Annotated in this window: 20 protein-coding genes; 18 read left to right on the top strand and 2 right to left on the bottom strand. The window is 32.9% G+C overall.

What is annotated here, in order from left to right:
- Positions 1-180: 180 nt before the first annotated feature.
- From KZH69_RS17470 to KZH69_RS17450, 5 genes are all read left to right on the top strand, one after another.
- The gene (locus tag KZH69_RS17470) at positions 181-726 is read left to right on the top strand and encodes a helix-turn-helix domain-containing protein (RefSeq protein WP_219318783.1); all 546 of its coding nucleotides are present in this window, start codon (positions 181-183) and stop codon (positions 724-726) included.
- A gap of 57 nt (positions 727-783) precedes the next feature.
- Positions 784-3,738, top strand: a complete 2,955-nt coding sequence (locus tag KZH69_RS17465) for a PAS domain S-box protein (protein ID WP_219318769.1) — start codon at positions 784-786, stop codon at positions 3,736-3,738.
- Positions 3,735-4,169: a response regulator gene (locus KZH69_RS17460; RefSeq protein WP_219318768.1), complete on the top strand. Its 435-nt coding sequence runs from the start codon at positions 3,735-3,737 to the stop codon at positions 4,167-4,169. Before KZH69_RS17465 ends, KZH69_RS17460 begins: the two co-directional genes overlap by 4 nt.
- 189 nt (positions 4,170-4,358) lie before the next feature.
- Positions 4,359-4,562 carry a hypothetical protein gene (locus tag KZH69_RS17455; protein WP_219318767.1) on the top strand — a complete coding sequence of 68 codons (204 nt, stop codon included), beginning with the start codon at positions 4,359-4,361 and terminating at the stop codon, positions 4,560-4,562.
- Positions 4,563-4,605: 43 nt separating this feature from the next.
- The gene (locus tag KZH69_RS17450; protein ID WP_219318766.1) at positions 4,606-4,800 is read left to right on the top strand and encodes a hypothetical protein; all 195 of its coding nucleotides are present in this window, start codon (positions 4,606-4,608) and stop codon (positions 4,798-4,800) included.
- Positions 4,801-5,002: 202 nt separating this feature from the next.
- Here KZH69_RS17450 and KZH69_RS20580 read toward each other — a convergent pair whose 3' ends face one another.
- Complete coding sequence (locus tag KZH69_RS20580) at positions 5,003-5,179, bottom strand: histidine phosphatase family protein (protein ID WP_255558394.1); 177 nt, start codon at positions 5,177-5,179, stop codon at positions 5,003-5,005.
- Positions 5,176-5,427, bottom strand: coding sequence for a histidine phosphatase family protein (locus KZH69_RS20575; protein ID WP_255558390.1), 252 nt, complete (start codon positions 5,425-5,427; stop codon positions 5,176-5,178). Before KZH69_RS20575 ends, KZH69_RS20580 begins: the two co-directional genes overlap by 4 nt.
- Positions 5,428-5,719: 292 nt before the next feature.
- On the opposite strand from KZH69_RS20575, the gene KZH69_RS17440 reads away from it, so the two are divergent.
- The 13 genes from KZH69_RS17440 (at position 5,720) to KZH69_RS17380 (ending at position 19,126) form a co-directional block, all read left to right on the top strand.
- Positions 5,720-6,193, top strand: a complete 474-nt coding sequence (locus KZH69_RS17440) for a Dps family protein (RefSeq protein WP_219318765.1) — start codon at positions 5,720-5,722, stop codon at positions 6,191-6,193.
- Between the two features lie 241 nt (positions 6,194-6,434).
- Positions 6,435-7,016, top strand: a complete 582-nt coding sequence (locus KZH69_RS17435) for an NADPH-dependent FMN reductase (protein ID WP_219318764.1) — start codon at positions 6,435-6,437, stop codon at positions 7,014-7,016.
- Between the two features lie 114 nt (positions 7,017-7,130).
- Complete coding sequence (locus tag KZH69_RS17430; RefSeq protein ID WP_219318763.1) at positions 7,131-8,216, top strand: AI-2E family transporter; 1,086 nt, start codon at positions 7,131-7,133, stop codon at positions 8,214-8,216.
- Between the two features lie 241 nt (positions 8,217-8,457).
- Positions 8,458-9,531 carry an OmpA family protein gene (locus KZH69_RS17425; RefSeq protein ID WP_219318762.1) on the top strand — a complete coding sequence of 358 codons (1,074 nt, stop codon included), beginning with the start codon at positions 8,458-8,460 and terminating at the stop codon, positions 9,529-9,531.
- Between the two features lie 310 nt (positions 9,532-9,841).
- Positions 9,842-11,296 (top strand): OmpA family protein, encoded by a 1,455-nt coding sequence (locus KZH69_RS20645; RefSeq protein WP_219318761.1) that lies wholly within the window; start codon positions 9,842-9,844, stop codon positions 11,294-11,296.
- A gap of 533 nt (positions 11,297-11,829) precedes the next feature.
- Positions 11,830-12,876 carry a glycoside hydrolase family 130 protein gene (locus tag KZH69_RS17415; protein ID WP_219318760.1) on the top strand — a complete coding sequence of 349 codons (1,047 nt, stop codon included), beginning with the start codon at positions 11,830-11,832 and terminating at the stop codon, positions 12,874-12,876.
- Positions 12,866-15,262 (top strand): glycosyltransferase, encoded by a 2,397-nt coding sequence (locus tag KZH69_RS17410; RefSeq protein ID WP_219318759.1) that lies wholly within the window; start codon positions 12,866-12,868, stop codon positions 15,260-15,262. Before KZH69_RS17415 ends, KZH69_RS17410 begins: the two co-directional genes overlap by 11 nt.
- Before the next feature lie 123 nt (positions 15,263-15,385).
- Positions 15,386-15,865: a PA2169 family four-helix-bundle protein gene (locus tag KZH69_RS17405; RefSeq protein WP_219318758.1), complete on the top strand. Its 480-nt coding sequence runs from the start codon at positions 15,386-15,388 to the stop codon at positions 15,863-15,865.
- 60 nt (positions 15,866-15,925) lie between these two features.
- Complete coding sequence (locus KZH69_RS17400; RefSeq protein ID WP_219318757.1) at positions 15,926-16,720, top strand: MlaE family ABC transporter permease; 795 nt, start codon at positions 15,926-15,928, stop codon at positions 16,718-16,720.
- 3 nt (positions 16,721-16,723) lie between these two features.
- The gene (locus tag KZH69_RS17395) at positions 16,724-17,500 is read left to right on the top strand and encodes an ABC transporter ATP-binding protein (protein ID WP_219318756.1); all 777 of its coding nucleotides are present in this window, start codon (positions 16,724-16,726) and stop codon (positions 17,498-17,500) included.
- A gap of 19 nt (positions 17,501-17,519) precedes the next feature.
- Positions 17,520-18,254 (top strand): MlaD family protein, encoded by a 735-nt coding sequence (locus KZH69_RS17390; protein ID WP_219318755.1) that lies wholly within the window; start codon positions 17,520-17,522, stop codon positions 18,252-18,254.
- A gap of 147 nt (positions 18,255-18,401) precedes the next feature.
- The gene (locus tag KZH69_RS17385) at positions 18,402-18,899 is read left to right on the top strand and encodes a hypothetical protein (protein ID WP_219318754.1); all 498 of its coding nucleotides are present in this window, start codon (positions 18,402-18,404) and stop codon (positions 18,897-18,899) included.
- Between the two features lie 11 nt (positions 18,900-18,910).
- A complete protein-coding gene (locus KZH69_RS17380) occupies positions 18,911-19,126 on the top strand; it encodes a hypothetical protein (RefSeq protein ID WP_219318753.1) in 216 nt (71 codons plus the stop codon).
- Positions 19,127-19,131 lie beyond the last annotated feature (5 nt).

Raw genomic sequence — 19,131 nt, 5'->3', positions numbered from 1 at the left:
TGAATAGTTAGTAGTGAATTGACTATTCGCAAGTTACAATTCTCCATCCACTTTTCACAAACAAAAATCTGTGAATTATACAACAATTAATTAAAGTTGTATAACATTGATTTTTGATTCTTAGATGATCTTTACATTATCCTTTAAAACAAGAACAACTTGAAATTATATATCAAATACATGGTTAGTAATCGCTGTAAAATGGCGGTGAAAGAAGAATTGAAAAAACTTGGTCTGCACTTTATTGTGGTTGATTTGGGCGAAGTTGAAATCATGGAAACCATTTCTATGTATCAAAGGGAACAACTCAAAATAGGTTTAGTTGATTCGGGACTCGAATTAATGGATGACAAAAGAGCCATGCTAATCGAGAAAATAAAAAATGTAATTATTGAATTGGTTCATCATACAGATGAAAACATAAAAATTAATTTTTCGGATTATTTGCATGAAAAATTAAATCATGATTATACCTATATGTCCAATCTTTTTTCGGAAGTGCAAGGGACAACAATAGAACAGTTTATCATTTCGCACAAAACAGAACGAATAAAAGAACTGATTATTTATGGTGAACTCAATATCACAGAAATTGCTTGGAAAATGGGATACAGCAGTGTAGCGCATCTATCGAGTCAGTTCAAAAAAGTTACAGGCTTATCTCCTACTCACTTTAAACAATTAAAAGACAAAAGGCGCAGTCCAATTGAAGAAATTGGAAATTAATTACATTCTACTTTGGATATTCAACAATAAATTCAACAAACAATACCACTCCCATCCATGCAAGAATCACAATACGCCCGTAGCCTAATAGAAGCCAGTTTAGATCCTTTGGTCACCATAAGCACTGAAGGCAAAATTACGGATATGAATGAGGCGTTGACGCATATTACTGGAATATCTAGAGAAGAATTAACGGGAACCTACTTTAAAAATTATTTTACAGAACCCAACAAAGCGCATGATGTTTACCAAGAGGTATTTGATAAAAATTCGGTTTCAGATTCTCCACTTACATTACGCCACAAAAACGGAAAATTGACCGAAGTATTATTTAATGGATCCGTTTATAGAGATAATCAAGGAAATATAAAAGGGGTTGTCATTGTTGCCAGAGATATAGCTGAGCAAAAATGGGCCCTAGAATTGAGAAATGCCAACAAAGAGCTAGCTTTTCAAAATGATGAGAAAGAAAAACGCGCAGATGAATTGGGAATTGCTAACAAAGAATTGGCTTTTCAAAATGAAGAGAAAGAGAAAAGAGCAGCTGAATTAGGTATTGCTAACAAAGAATTGGCGTACCAAAATGATGAAAAAGAGAAACGTGCTGATGAATTAGGTATTGCAAATAAAGAATTGGCTTTTCAAAATGAAGAAAAAGAAAAACGAGCAGCTGAATTATTCATTGCCAACAAAGAGTTAGCCTATCAAAACGATGAAAAGGAAAATAGAGCTGCGGAATTGGTTATTGCCAATCAAGAACTAGCGTATCAAAATAAAGTCAAAGAAAAAAGAGCTGCTGAGTTGATAATTGCCAATAAAGAATTGGCATTTCAAAATGATGAGAAAGAAAAAAGAGCCGACGAATTATACATTGCCAACAAAGAGCTTATTTTTCAAACAGGAGAGAAAGAAAATAGAGCTGCTGAACTTGTAATTGCAGATTTGGAATTGGAGTTTCAAAATAAGGAAAAAGAGAAACGCGAGATTGCCAACAAAGAATTAGAGGCTCACAGTTATTCCCTCAAATTGGCTTCCCAATATTCTTTGAGTCTGATTGAAGCCAGTCGTGATCCCTTATTCACAATATCTCCCAACGGAAAAATTACCGATACTAATGATGCAACAGTACGAGTTACTGGTGTATCCAGAGAAAAACTAATTGGTTCCGATTTTTTTGATTATTTCACAGAACCTCAAAAAGCACGTGATGGATATAAAAAAGTTTTTTCAAAAGGTTTTGTTGTCGATTATCCGCTTACTATTATGGATGGAAAATTTACAGATGTCTTGTTCAACGGTTCCGTTTACAAAGATGATTTAGGAAATGTAGTAGGCGCTGTGGTAGTTGCCAGAGATATAACAGAACAAAAAAGAATTGCAACAGAATTATTTGAAGCCAAAGTCTTTGCTGAATTGGCAACAGTAATAGCCGAAGAAGCAAAAAGTAAAGCAGAATTGGCTACTAAAATTGCTGAAAATGCAGTAAAAGCAAAACAGCAATTTTTATCGAATATGAGTCATGAAATTCGGACTCCTATGAATGCCATTATTGGATTTACAAAAGTAGTCCTAAAAACCGAATTATCGGCTAAACAAAAGGAGTATCTGATGGCGATAAAAATGAGTGGTGATGCTTTGATCGTGCTCATAAATGACATTCTGGATTTAGCAAAAGTAGATGCTGGGAAAATGACTTTTGAGCAAAGTCCTTTCAAAATAAAAAAGTCATTATCTTCTATGCTTCATTTATTTGAAACAAAAATTCAGGAAAAAAACTTAAAATTAGTTTCTGAATACGACGATAAAATTCCAGAAGTTTTAGTTGGAGATGCAATTCGTTTGCACCAAATTATATTAAATTTGGTTAGTAATGCAGTTAAATTCACAAATAAAGGGGTCATTACTGTAAGTGTTCATTTAATGTTTGAAGATGACGAAAAAGTAATTATTGAATTTGCGGTCAATGACACCGGAATAGGAATAGCAGAAGATAAAATAGACCGAATTTTTGAGAATTTCCAACAAGCATCCAGTGGTACTTCCCGGTTATATGGAGGTACAGGTCTCGGGCTTGCTATTGTAAAACAATTGGTGGAATCTCAAGGCGGAAGTATTAGGGTTAAAAGTAAAATTAATGAATATTCCCGTTTTAGTTTTACATTACCTTTTCTAAAAACAAAAGAAGATGCAGCATTAGAAAATGAAATAATGGAATTAGATAACGAAATCAAAGGCGTTAAGGTATTAGTTGTTGAAGATATGGCACTCAATCAATTGTTAATGAAAACGGTATTGGATGATTTTGGTTTTGAACGTGATATTGCCGAAAACGGAAAAATAGCTATTGAAAAACTCAAAACCAATCAATATGACATTGTTTTAATGGATTTGCAAATGCCCGAAATGAATGGTTTTGAAGCAACAGAATACATTAGAGAAACACTGAATTTGACTATCCCAATCATTGCATTAACGGCTGATGTCACTACGGTTGATTTGGCTAAATGCAAATCAGTAGGTATGAACGATTATATTGCAAAACCAATTGACGAAAGAGTATTGTATACTAAAATTGTAAATTTAACACAAAATCCTCAAAATACATTACCTATTAAAAATAACACTGTGAAAACGGTAGAGATGGAAAAAACAAAATACATCAATTTAGACTACTTAAACCATCGTACCAAATCCAATCCAAAATTGATGATTGAAATGATCGGTCTTTATCTCAAACAAACACCTGAATTGATCAATACATTAAAGCAAAGCTTGCGGGATCAAGACTGGAATTTATTAAATGCCGCCATTCACAAAATGATACCTTCTTTTTCAATTATGGGAATTCATTCCGATTTTGAAAATATGGCCAAAAAAATTCAGGAATTTGTAGCCATTCAACAAAAAAATGATGAAATGGAAGATATGATTTTGAAACTTGAAGACGTATGTACTCAAGCATGTAAAGAACTAGAGCTGGAATTAGAAATATTAAAAAAATCCTTAAAATGAATACCCTAAATAAAATAAAACTATTCTTAGTTGATGATGATGCCTTATTTTTAAAATCTTTGGAAATTGAGTTTCTAGATCATGCCGATTTTGAAATCGAGACCTACTCTACCGGTGAACTTTGCCTTGCTAATGTAAATCACAATCCAGATATTATAATTTTGGATTATCATCTGGATGGTATCGATAAAGACGCAATGAATGGTATAGCCACCTTGGATAAGATAAAAGAATTTAATCCCGAAATAGAGGTAATAATGTTGTCTTCGCAGGACAAAATTGAAGTAGCAATCGATTGTATGCACCATCATGCCTTTGATTATGTGGTAAAAAGCGAAACGGCCTTTGTTCGTTTGCAAAAAATAATATCTTCTCTTTTCGAATTCAGAAAAATGAAAAAAGAATTAAATTGGTATATGGAAAGAATGTAAAAGAATAATGTTCTTTTAATAATGCAGAAAACGATGAAAATGAAAAATAAAGACCCCTATTTAAAACAAAATAATTTGCATAAAGCAAATTAAAATGAGTCTTACCAATTATCGGATTATCCCCCAAATGAAGACATTTATAACAAATTGCATAAAGAGTCTGATGTAAGTCCTGAGGATATTTCTAAAATGAAGGAAATCCTAAAAATTCATTTTGTTGAAAAAAGAAACGAGAAAGATTTCGGGGACGATAAAGCAGTTGGTGATTTAGATATTCCAGGCTCTGAATTGGATAAAAACCAGAAAAGATTTGGTTCTGAAGATGTAGAAAATGACTATTACAGTTTAGGCGGAGATGATCATAACGACCTGGAAGAAGATATTCAAGAATAAAATAAAAACACATAGAATTATAAATTATTAAAAAATAAAAATTATGAATATCAAACGAATCTTTGGTGCATTATTAACGGCTCTAGGAATAGGAGGCCTTATCTATGATGCGGTTATATTTACAAATACTTCTGGTAGTGAAAAAGATATAAAATCTTTAGTTATTTATGGAGTTTTAGGAACTGTCTTCTTTATAGCAGGAATTAGTTTGATCCGAACTACAAAAGATGAATCTTAATTTTCTATTGGTTATTAATATCCTTTTGAATACAAGATAGTACTTTTTCTGGTTTGCCAGGTTGGCGCAACGGCATCAAGAACATAGAAGTTTTCCAACCTTCCGTCTATGACCAACGAATAGGTACACGAGCTTGATACCCGTTAATCAGTTAATAGTAATCTCTTTTGAATATATTTTATTGTTCTTTTCTAATTTTTATCTACAAATAATTCACACTTTCTATATTTAGATTTTTATCAAAAATATAATGTATTGGTATGCCTGTCGGAATTTCAAAACTGACAATTTCTTTTTCACTAATTCCTTCTAAATACATTACCAAAGCTCTAAGACTATTTCCGTGAGCAACTATCAAAACATTTTGTCCTGCTTTCAGTTTTGGTTGTATTTCCTTTTTATAATACGGGACAACCCTATCACTTCAAGAATTATTTTTAAAGATTCCTGTGCTCTTTTAAAGACAGAGGTAAAGGCAATACTAAAATCAAATCCTTTTAAATTGTTTCCAGCGCGCTTGGCTTCTTCTTTTCCAAACGGAGTCTGTTTTACATCGACATTTCCTGTAAAGCAGTTTTCAAAATTATAAATCGATTGCCCGTGCCGAATAAGTGTTAATACAACCATACTTATTTCTTTATTACATTTTTTTTGCCCAAAAAACACTTAGAAATGTGATAGGGAATTCCATACTCTAAGTTCGGTTAAATAATGCTATAATTCAGGATAATTCATCCTTTTTTTAAAATGTAAAACGCAGATTATAAATCAAAGTGTAACCGTAAATTCTATAATTATCTTCAAAAATTATATAACTCGATTTTGAGCTTATGTGGTCATCTTTGTAACCTATATATTTCTGGATTCGGATAATCCCGTTGAGAAAATTCAAAATAGTAATTACAAAAAAAAAAAAGATATGGAACCTCAAATTGGAATCAGTAAACAAAACTTACAAAAAAGCATTGCCTTTTTATCTTCAATTTTGGCAGATGAAATGACATTATACATCAAAATAAGAAAATTCCATTGGAATGTATCGGGAAATAGTTTTATGGAATTACATAAATTATTCGAAAATCAATACAAGCAATTGGAAGCATCGATTGATGAAATTGCTGAGCGTATCAGTAAATTAGGAGGAAAAACAATTGGTACTATGAATGAATTTTCGGAACTGACGAGACTTAAAGAAAATCCAAATAAATATCCTTCACAAAAAGATATGATTCTTGAACTCTTAGAAGATCAAGAAACTGTTATTGTGCAATTGCGAGAAGATATAAAAATCTGCGCTGAAGAAAATAGAGATGCAGGGTCGGCTGATTTTATGACTGGATTGATGGAGGAGCATGAAACAATGGCTTGGATATTGAGACGATACTTGAGTTAGAAATAAAAAAAACCTATAAAACTATTGAAATGTTTAAAGCAAAAAAAGAATTAGCATCAAGTTCCAAAAGTCATTGCAAGGTGGGAAAAATAATTTCACTTAAAAAAGGTTTGGGTGATTCTTGCGCAATTCAGATTGATTTTAAAACGGACGCCTTTAAAAAATCGAATATTCTGTTTACAGAAAGAGTAAAAAATCTTTAAGTATCTTTCTGAATGCAAAATTTTAAAAAACAAAGGCCATGTATCATATTACAATTATTTCCTCTAGTATAAGAACAGGTCGCAAAAGCCACAATGTTGCGTTATACTTGCAAAACTATATTGTAGAAAATAAATTGGGTACAGTAGAATTATTAGACTTGAAAAGCTACAATTTCCCTCTATTTGAAGAGCGCTTACAGTTTCAGGAAAAACCTAAAATTGCGACATTGGAATTTGCAGAGAAAATAAAATCTTCGGATGGAATCATTATGGTAACACCCGAATATAATGGAGGTTTTCCAGCAAGTCTAAAAAATGTTATTGATCTATTGTATGCGGAATGGGAACACAAACCTATTGGAATTTCAACTGTTTCGGCTGGAGAATATGCAGGATCACAAGCTTTGATTTTTTTACAGTTTTTACTTTGGAAAATAAAAGCGTTTACCATCCCTGCCACTTTTCCGATAGCAAAAGTACAAGAGGAATTTGACAATTTAGGAAATGCGTTGCACAAATCCCAAACTGATGAAATGGCTTCGGTGTTTATAAAAGAATTACTTTGGACTGTCAAATTAACTAAAAAAGAGTATTATCAATCGGATGTGATTCGTTTTTAAAAAAATAAAAATCCCAATTCGAGTTTTTTTTTTACAGGAATTTTTCTGCAAAAAAAAACACTCGAATTGACATTTAGAATAAGTCCCATAATTTTATTTCTTAAAAGAATCAAAATGATAACTTCATCCTCAACAACTGTCACAAAGAAATTATTTTTATTTTTTCTAATTATTGCTGGTTTATATTACGGTCAGATTTTTTTAATGCCTTTTGTCATTGGCGGAATTCTGGCAACACTATTTTTGCCTTTTTGCAATAGGATGGAAAAAAAGAAATTCCCAAAAGGATTAGCTGTATTTCTTTGCTTACTGACCTTATTAGTTTTTATTTCGGCAATAATTGCTCTATTAAGTTGGAAAATATCCGATGTTTTTAATGACATCACGCTCTTGAAAGAAAAAGCATTAGACACAGTTGCGTACATCCAAAAATACATTTTCAAACATTTTAATATTTCTGTCGCAGAACAATTTAAAATCCTGAATGAGGAAAAACCTTCCTATTCCAGTATGATGCAAATAATATTGAGTTCATTTGCAGCAATAGTAACGAATCTTGTTTTGGTTACTGCTTATTTTTTATTTTTATTGTATTATCATTCCCATATAAAACAATTTATTTTAAAGCTTACTGCGGTTTCTGAGCAAAAATCAATGGAGCTAATCTTACATAAAATAGCCAAAGTATCGCAACAATATTTGTTCGGACTTTCGAAAATGATTGTTTGTTTATGGATCATGTATTATATTGGTTTTAGTTTTATTGGATTAGAAAATGCGTTCTTTTTTGCCATACTCTGCGGATTCCTGGAAATCATTCCATTTGTGGGAAACATAACAGGAACATCACTAACAATTTTGATTGCAGCCATGCATGGAGGCGATCTAATGCTGCTTGCAGGTATAGCCGTTACTTATGGAATTGTGCAATTCATACAAGGTTGGGTGCTTGAGCCTTTGATGTTAGGACCTCAAGTAAAAATTAACCCATTGTTTACTATTATTGCGTTGGTATTGGGTGAACTCCTTTGGGGAATACCAGGAATTATTTTGGCAATACCATTAACTGCCATGCTAAAAATCATGTGTGACCATGTAGAATCCCTAAAACCGTATGGCTTTTTGATAGGAGAAATTGAAAGCAAAAAATCTGGTGATTCTCATTTTTTTAAAAAAATAAAAACTTTTTTTAGTCATTAAATTGCCAGTGCTGCCAAAAATCATTAAGAATCACTCTTAAATGACAGCAAACTTTCAATATCTCTTATAAGATTAATATAAAAGCAAACCGATTCTAATCTTTTTATTTAAACAAACAATTAAAAATCAATACATTAAAAATACAAAAGGTGTGAATCATACAACTATTATCAAAAGTTATGTAACACTTAAAGTCAAATTGTAGATGATCTTTGGTACAAACAATTAAAAAACCATAAAAATGAAAAAATTAGTATTATTGTGCATGTGCTTTTCATTTGCATATATGAACGCAGCAGAAACCGAAATTGGAAAAGAAAAAGTGGCAATGTCTGATGGCATAGCTCTTTATAGCGGAAATCCAGAAAATATTTTAGACAAAAAAGACATTTTTTTTGAAATAACCGGAGGTTTAACAGCAAGTCTTTTGGATATTAAAAGAGATGCTGATAATGATGGTGTAGCCGATAAAGATGATAAATGTCCTGACACTCCTGCTGGTGTAGCAGTAGACAAAACAGGTTGTCCGATTGATAAAGATATTGATGGTGTTGCCGATTATCGTGATGAATGCCCAGATGTTGCCGGATCTGCAACTTTGAATGGTTGCCCTGACAGAGATAAAGATGAAATAGCCGATGCCAAAGACCGTTGTCCTGATATTGCAGGTCCTGCTGCTTTGAAAGGCTGTCCTGATGTTGATAAAGATGGTGTCGCCGATATTGATGATACTTGTCCAAATACAACTGCAGGCTACAAAGTAAATGCATCAGGATGTCCTTTGGATAATGATAATGATGGGGTAGCCAATGAACAGGATCTTTGTCCAGATACCGCTGGACCACTATCTCTGAAAGGTTGTGCAGATACTGATGGCGATGGAGTTACAGATAATAATGACCGTTGTCCCAATGAAAAAGGCAATATCATAGACAAGGGTTGTCCCACAATAGCTCCTGTCGATGTGAAAAAAATAGCTGATATTGCAGGTAAGCTTTTCTTTGAAAATGCCAGTGCTGAATTAAAAATGTCGTCTTATGCTCAACTTGATTATTTGGTAATCATATTAAAACGTTATAATGCGACTGATTTACAAATTGGAGGACATACGGATAACATTGGTGGTGATATAGACAATATAAATTTATCACAACAACGAGCAGAATCTGTAAAGACCTATTTAATCAGCAAAGGAATACCTGAAACTAGACTTACAGCATTAGGATTTGGAGATGGTAAACCAATTGCCAATAACAAAACTGCTTCAGGTAGAGCCAAAAACAGAAGAGTTGAATTGGTAACAACTTACAAATAGTTTATTTTATTTTTTTGAATATTTTTTTCTCTGAAGAGGTTGTTGCAAAACAGCCTCTTTTTTTTGTTTTAATAATTGGAAACAAAGCATTATCGTGATTGCATTAAGCACAAATACTAAACCACAACTGCATACTACCTTTTATAAAAAAAACACACACAAATAGATTAATATCAATATGTTATTTAGTAATCACATGAGTTTATTTCTCCAATAAAAGTGTGAATGATACAATTATTAAGAAAAGTTTTGTAACTATAAAAGTTGATTTACGAATGACCTTTGACTAAATAATTAAACAAAAACACAAATGAAAAAGTTACTATTTTTATGTACGTGCTTAGCATTTACATTTATTACAAATGCACAAACCGAAGATCGAAAATGGAACATTGGAATATCTGGTGGTGCAACACAGTATAACGGAGACCTCGGAAATGATTTTTATAAAACCGATATGACGTTTTATGGAGTTGGAGGTTTGTCTGTTTCGAGATATTTAGGAAAATATTTTGATTTGAACTTAGCTGCAAATAAAGGAACCGTTGCTTACAACCGTCCTGATGGTTATTTCAACAGTGAGTTTTCATCACTTGCACTGAATTTAAAAATTAATTTATTAAATCCAGATTATGTGGTGAGACCTTATATTTTTGGAGGTTTGGGAGTTATGCTTTTTGACAAAAAACTAGATGTAGATAGTAAAAAAATCGATTACCTATTGCCAACAGCAGGTGGTGGATTAACATTCAGACTGACGCCAGTTGTGATGCTTAATGTGCAAGAAACATTCATGTTTACTGATGGAGACGACAGAGACGGCGTTTCTGGAGGAAGCAAAGATTCGTTTTTGATGCATACTGTAGGATTGTCTTTCAACCTAGGAGAGAAAAAAGATGCCGATAATGATGGCGTTTCAGATAGAAATGATAAATGTCCAGATACTCCTGCTGGCATACTTGTCGATAAGAATGGTTGTCCTCTTGATAAAGACAATGATGGTGTTGCCGATTATTTAGACGAATGTCCAGATGTTGCTGGCTCAGCAGCCTTGAATGGTTGTCCTGATAGAGATAAAGATGGTGTAGCCGATGCTAAAGATCGTTGTCCTGATGTTGCGGGACCAGTAGCTTTAAGAGGTTGTCCAGATGCAGATAACGATGGTGTTGCAGATATCGATGATAAATGCCCAAATACACCAGCAGGCCAAACTGTTAATGAAGCTGGATGTCCTATGGATAACGACAAAGATGGCGTTGTAAATAGTGAAGACCGTTGTCCTGAAGCTGCTGGACCAATCGCACTAAAAGGTTGTCCTGATACTGATGGTGACGGTGTTCCAGATATTGATGACCGTTGTCCTACAGTAAAAGGAAATATTATAAACAAAGGATGCCCAGAAATAGCACCTAAAGATGTTAAAAGAATTGCTTATATCGCTGGTAAAATTTTCTTCGAAAATGCCAGTGCTACGTTAAAAACATCTTCTTATGTTGAACTTAACGAACTAGTTCTAATTTTAAATCGTTATGATGGAACTAAATTGCAAATTGAAGGTCATACTGATAGTAATGGAAGTGATGCATACAATATAAAATTATCACAACAACGTATGGAGTCTGTAAAACAATATTTGGTAAGTAAAGGTATTCCTGAGTCAAGATTACTTGCTTTAGGATTTGGAGAAGGTAAACCAATTGCAACCAATAAAACTGCTACTGGTCGTGCCAAAAACAGAAGAGTTGAATTAAAAACAACATACTAAAGAGTTTTTTTAATTGGTTTTTTTAATACTCTTTAAAAGGAGGTTGTTGGAAAACAGCCTCCTTTTTTTTGTAATAAAAATTCCGAATTTAGATAGAAGAATAACATTTTAAATGATACTTCATAGTGCTATCAGTTATTCAAAATCAGTGAATACTATAAGTTATAAAAATAAAAATGTAATACTATTAGCTATTATAATTAGACCTTTACAGTCTTAGAAAACAGAAAATGTAGTTCAATGAAAATGCCTTTCTGGAAAAGCATTTAAATATAGAGCATTCAAAACAAGAATTCATAAAATAGGTAAAAGGTAGGTTTGGGATGAATGGGGCTGTTGGAAACAACAGCCCTTTTCTATGAAAAGACAATTAAGATTCTTTCAAAATTTGATTAAAAGACTTTTATAAGAATGTGTAAATACTTTCAAATCTGTAAATAATAAAAGTAATTAAAAAAGTATTGAAACAATTTTCGGTATTATAAATTGACCTTTATGATTCTAATTTATACAAAAAAGTCAAACACAAAATCATGGTAGCAGTAAAGAAAGAAGGTGTACTTATCCAAAAAACAGCACTCGTTTTTGAGAATGAAGGTGTTCTAAATCCAGCTGTAATAAAAGAAGGAGAACATGTTCATCTATTTTATCGAGCAGTAAGCAATGGTAATTATTCAAATATAGGATACTGCAAACTCATTGGTCCACTTACTGTTGAAAGCCGGAACCTCACTCCCATTATTTTTGCTCAATTTGATTATGAATCACATGGCGTTGAAGACCCAAGAATTGTAAAAATTGAAGACATCTATTATATGACCTACACTGCCTATGACGGAATAAATGCATTAGGGGCTTTGGCTACATCAATGGATTTAGTAAAATGGGATAAAAAAGGCATAATTGTTCCTCAAATTACCTACAATGAGTTTGATGAGAATACGACAAAAAATAGAAAAAAAAATGACAAATACTTTCGCTATAATAACCATGAAGGAGTAACCAAAAAACAGGGAGAAAAAGTATTGTTATGGGATAAAAATGTGATTTTTTTTCCTAGAAAAATAAATGGTCTATTTGTTTTTTTGCATCGCATTAAACCTGATATACAAATTGTTGTTTCTGTAAAAAACTTGGAAGATCTTAATCCTCAGTTTTGGGAAACCTATTTCGAAAGTTTTGATGAGCGCATTGCTATGAAACCGAAATATGCGCATGAAGCGAGTTACATTGGCGGCGGTTGTCCTCCTATTGAGACTAAAGTTGGGTGGCTCGTCATTTATCATGGAGTACAGGATACCATCAAAGGATTTGTTTATTCAGCCTGTGCTTCCTTGTTGGATTTAAAAAATCCAATGAAGGAAATTGCACGATTGCCCTACCCCCTTTTTAAACCCGAGTTAATATGGGAACTAAAAGGTGAAGTCAATAATGTGTGTTTTCCAAGCGGAACTGCTTTATTTGAAGATACCCTATATATCTATTATGGAGCTGCCGATGAACGTATCGGAACTGCCTCTATGAGTATATCCGAATTATTAAAAGATCTAATGCTTAATACATTAAAAGATGAGAAATAGAATCCCCACACAAAACGCAAATAGCCTACCTGTTGGAATATTAAACACTGAATTCACAACATCTATTTCCAACCATTTGGTTTCTGAAACTGCAACAAAACTTCCCGAAATCCTGTTTATAACTACTTTTCCTCCAAGAGAATGTGGTATTGCGACCTATTCAAAGGATTTAATTGAATCCTTAAACAATAAGTTTAAAAATTCATTCAAAATAAAAATTTGTGCGTTAGAATCAGATGCAGAAAGACACCAGTATAATGAACCGATAAAGTACATACTCAATACGGATCAACCAAATGATTTATATCATTTATCCAAAAAGATCAATGCCAATAATTCAATTCAGATGGTATTGCTACAACATGAGTTTGGACTTTTTAAAAAAAACGAAGCCAATTTGATACAATTTTTTTATAAAATAAATAAACCAATAATAATTGTATTCCACACTGTATTACCCAATCCGGATAATTCATTTAAAGTAAATGTACAGGTAATTGGTCAACTAGCTCATTCGATAATTGTCATGACCCAATCAGCAGCTCGAATTTTAAAAAATGATTATGAAATTGATCCTGAAAAAATAACCGTAATAGCACATGGAACCCATTTGGTACCTCATTCAGACAAAGAACTTTTGAAAGAAGAATATAATTTGGCCGGAAAAAAAGTGCTTTCGACTTTTGGATTATTAAGTTCGGGGAAAAGTATCGAAACAACCCTTGACGCCATGCCCAGTATTATCAAAGAAAACAAGGATGTCTTGTTTTTAATAATAGGGAAAACACATCCATCTGTAGTAAAAGAAGAAGGTGAAAAATACAGAACGATGTTGGAGGCTAAAATTCAAACCTTGCAACTACAAAATCATGTTCTATTTGTCAACGCTTTTTTGCCGTTAACTCAACTTTTAGACTTTTTGCAACTGACCGATATTTATTTGTTTACGTCAAAAGATCCAAATCAAGCTGTAAGTGGAACATTCTCATATGCCATAAGCTGTGGTTGCCCTATTATCTCTACTCCTATTCCACATGCCAATGAAGTACTTAGCAAAGGTGCTGGAATCATAATCGATTTTGAAAATTCAAATCAATTAGCCAAAGAAGTCAATCATTTGTTACTGGATAATCTATTAAGAAAAAACATAAGTGCAAACGGATTGCATAAAATTGCCCCAACAGCTTGGGAAAATTCTGCAATAGCTCATGCCCTTTTGTTTAAAAAAACGGGAAGTAAAAATTTTAATTTAGAATATAAGATTCCAGAAATTAACTTGGATCATATCAAAAAACTAACTACTGATTTTGGCATGATTCAGTTTTCTATTGTCAATCAACCCGACTTAGAATCAGGATACACTATAGATGATAATGCCCGCGCGATGGTAGCCATGTGTGAACATTTTGAATTACATAAAGACAAAACTGACTTAAATTACATCCAAATCTACTTGAATTTTATAGCCTCTTGTTTGCAAGATGATGGTTCTTTTCTAAATTATGTTGATGAAGATGGCGATTTTACAGATCAAAACAACGAGACAAATCTGGAAGATTCTAACGGAAGAGCCATTTGGGCATTAGGATATTTGATCTCATTAGGAGCCATTTTGCCTTTAGATTTAGTAGAAAAGGCTAAATTAACTTTGCAACTGGCAATAGTCAATGTAACTAAAATACATTCGACTCGTGCAATGGCTTTTGTTATCAAAGGGTTGTATTATGCTAATTCTAAAGAAAAATCAAAACAAAATACGACAATAATTAAAAAATTAGCCGACCGAATGATTCAAATGTACAAACATGAATCCTCTCCCAATTGGAACTGGTATGAAAGTTACCTGACTTACGGAAACAGTATTTTGCCAGAAGCAATGCTTTGCGCCTATTTAAGCACAGGAGACAAAGATTATAAAAAAGTAGCCAAAAATACCTTTGACTTCCTTTTGGGCAAAATTTTTAAAGAAAACAGCATCAAAGTAATATCCAATAAGGGATGGATGCTTAAAAAAGATAGTGACGACAAACAAGTAATTGGAGGTGAACAACCCATTGATGTTGCTTATACTATTTTGGCGTTAAGCAAATTTTCTATAGCCTTCAAAGATCAAGAATATTCAAGAAAATTGAAGATTGGCTTCAGTTGGTTTTTAGGAAACAACCATTTACATCAAATCGTTTACAATCCTTGTACTGGCGGGTGTTATGACGGATTAGAAGATACCTATATCAATCTTAACCAAGGAGCTGAATCTACTGTCAGTTATTTAATGGCTCGATTGACTATTGAAAAAATGAGTAGACGCCATTTAAAATTGCATACTTCAAGTCAAGTTAATAAAGAAGTCTTTTTGAAACTAAGCCGTCCTAAAATAGGAGCTTAATGCGTGAATAATATAAAACTCATTACAAATTATGAAACTCTTTATGATACTAATGCATTGACCTTTGCTCATTAAAAAATGTAGCATTTCGATATATTAACCACCAACCTTAATTTGAATCCGATGAATACAAAAAAATCAATTGATGTGTTAAATATTTTTATTGGAATCAATTGCAACCGATTTGAAAGATACACGACGGCTTCAAAACAAACTAATGAAGCGGATTTAAAAACGTTGTTTGCCGTATTTCAAGAAAAAAGCAAAAGATGCAAAGCAGAATTGATTTCGGAAGTTCACAAATTAGGAGGAAAACCAACAAAAGATTCTGCTGCAATTTTATTGTTTTTTCGAATTTGGATGCAACTATTGTCTAATATCAAAATTAAAGATCGTGAAGATATACTGAATCGCTGTGAGTATGATACCGATGTTATTCTAAAAAAGTATAATTACCTTTTGAATAATAACATAGAGCATTTAACACCAAATCACCAAAATATGCTCAAAGCCCAACATCAATCAATAAAAAAAGATCATGACACTTTAAAAGGTCTTGGCGATTTATTGGTGACTTGCCGGAAATTTAACCTGGATACTTAAAGAAAATCTTCAGTCTCCTGAGATTTACATAATCAACTGTGCAACTCCATTATTAAAACCATGAATAGTCCTGTAAACAATATAAAAGTACCGATTGCTAAATCCTATCTGAAAAACATTTTTGAAGATATTGGCAAGGCAACGCTATTTGCCACACGCTTTTTTAAAGAAATTGTAAAACCTCCTTTTGAATTCAAAGAATTTATTTGGCAGTGTTACGCCATTGGATACAAATCCTTACCTATAGTAAGTATTACTGCTTTTATAATGGGACTCGTTCTTACTATACAATCTCGACCAACAATGGCCAAATTTGGCGCAGAGTCTTGGCTGCCCAGTATGGTTGGACTTTCATTAATACGAGAAATTATACCCGTAATCACCGCCCTGATTTGCGCTGGAAAAATAGCATCTGGAATAGGAGCCGAATTGGGTTCCATGAAAGTTACCGAGCAAATTGACGCTATGGAAGTTTCGACGATAAATCCTTACAAATATTTAGTAGCAACCCGAATTATGGCAACCACCATTATGATTCCAATTTTAGTTATTTATGCTGACTTTATTGGCATTTTTGGAGGTTATATTGGATACAACATTCATGAAAACATGGGCTTATACCGCTATTTCTCCAATGTATTAGAACACCTCGAATATTTGGACATACTGCCTGCAATACTAAAAACTTTTTTTTTCGGATTTGCTATTGGTTTAGTAGGTTGTTATAAGGGGTATAATGCCGAGAATGGCACTGAAAGTGTTGGAAAAGCTGCAAATACAGCAGTAGTTACAGCCTCCTTAGCCATCTTTGTTTTGGATATGATTGCTGTTCAGATAACTGATTTATTTTATTAAACTATGATACAGGACAAAACATTGAAGGATATAAAAAAAACAACGCATTCAAAAGAAACTATCATAGAATTAAAAAATGTCTGTAAATCTTTTGGTGATAATGCCGTTCTAAAAGGCATCAATCTTGCTGTGGAAAAAGGAGAAAATTTGGTGATTTTAGGTCGATCGGGTTCTGGTAAATCAATTACCATAAAATGTTTGGTAGGACTAGTACATGCCGATGAAGGAGAGATTACCATTTTTGGAAATGATATCACAAATTTGAAGGAATCAGATTTAAATAACATTAGAGTTCGAATCGGTTTTCTTTTCCAGAATGGTGCTTTGTATGATTCGATGACGGTCAGACAAAATTTGGAATTTACCTTAAAACACCATTCGCCAAATGCGACTTCTAATGAAGTTAACCAAGCCATTCTTGAAGCACTCGAAAGTGTTGGCTTAGAAGAAGCTATTGATAAAATGCCTTCCGAATTGTCTGGTGGTATGCGAAAACGAATTGGACTTGCCAGAACAGTCATCATTAAACCCGAAATCATTTTGTATGATGAACCCACAACTGGTTTGGATGCTATAACTTCAAGAGAAATAAGTGAACTGATATTATATGTCCAAAAAAAATACAAAACAACTTCGATCATCATTACGCATGATATGGCCTGCGCCAAACTGACCGGTAATCGAATTATGATTTTAAAAGACGGTGTAATATGTGCAGAAGGCAGTTATGCAGCATTAGAAAAAAGTAAGGACGAATGGGTTCGCTCTTTTTTCATTTAACAAATAAAATACTTAAATTATGTATAAAGAATCAGGTTTTACGTGGAAATTAGGAATGTTTGTAACAGTAGGATTGATTCTCTTTGTTGGAACCATATACTTTGTTGGAAAACAGAAAAATTTATTTGGATCTACTTTTACTTTGCAATCACAGTTTAAAACAGTTACAGGACTGAAAGTGGGCAATAATGTTCGGTTCTCTGGAATAAATATAGGAACAGTTAGCGAAATTGAGCTCATCACAGATTCAGCTGTAGTAGTAAAATTGGTTATCAAAGACGAGGTTCGACACTTTATAAAAACAGATGCCAAAGCAAGTATTGGATCTGATGGCTTGATGGGCGACAAAGTACTTACGATCTCACCCGGTACAACATCAAAAAATGCCGTAAAAGACAATGCTACAATTGCATCCCTCAAAGCGATTGAAATTGAAGATATTATGAAAGGAGTAAAAACCACAGTCGATAATGCCGCCGTAATTACGGATCAATTAGCCGAATTTAGTTTTAAAATAAATAACGGAAAAGGAACTTTGTCCAAACTGCTAATGGATGAGCAAATGGGTAATAGACTGGATGCCACTATGACAAATCTACAAAAAGGGACTAAAGGCTTTAATGAAAACATGGAGGCAGCAAAACATAACTTTTTATTGAAAGGCTATTTTAATAAAAAAGAAAAAGTAGCTGCCAAAAAGAAAGAGGAAATTGAAAAAGAAAAGAATTCAAAATCAAAAGTTGCCAATCCGTGAATTATGAAATCTTTAGAATTAATAGTATAACATAATATCCGGGTTTCAATATCACCTTTGTTGTATCAAAATTAAAAGAGAATATATATTCCATTCTCTTCAAAAATGATGAATGATGATGAATAGAAACATTTAAAAACAAAGAAAATGAAAACATTAAAACTAATTGCCGTAGCAATATTCTTGTTTGTCTCAACAGCAAACCATGCACAAGTTTCAATAAACGTAAATTTTGGAACACCACCACAATGGGGGCCTGTTGGCTACTCTGAAGTATCCTATTATTATTTGCCAGATGTAGAATCCTATTATGACATACGTGCACATCAATTTATATTTTTAAGCAATGGTATATGGATAAGATCCGGTAATTTACCCAATCGCTATAGAAATTATGATTTATATAACGGCTACAAGGTAGTGTTAAATGACTATCATGGATCAAGACCTTATGGTCATTACAAAGAACACAAAGTAAAATATTACAGAGGGTATAATAAAGGACATCAAGAAAACTACAGATCAGCATCAAATTACAAACCTCGCCATGATGATAATCATGGCAATGGTAATCATAATGGAAACCAAGGCAATCATGGTGATCATGGCAATGGAAATAATGGTCATAAAAATGGTAAACATTAGGTTCTTATTGTATGAAAACCACAAAAGAACTGAATGACCGAATCTTGAAGATAACAATGGTAATACGAAAAGAATATCCTGAGTTATCAAAGTATCTTCTAGAAATGCCGGAAACCATTCCATATATCGAAACTCCTGAAATGAACAAAAAAGTTTTGAAAGAATACCTAAATTCTTTAAAAGAAATTTTAGATAAATATGCCCCAAATCACAGTATTGATATTTAAAAATA

This window comes from Flavobacterium taihuense, assembly GCF_019351435.1.
Classification (GTDB): Bacteria; Bacteroidota; Bacteroidia; order Flavobacteriales; family Flavobacteriaceae; genus Flavobacterium; species Flavobacterium taihuense.
Note: the sequence above shows the minus strand (reverse complement) of the source record. Positions and strands in the feature narration are given on the sequence as shown.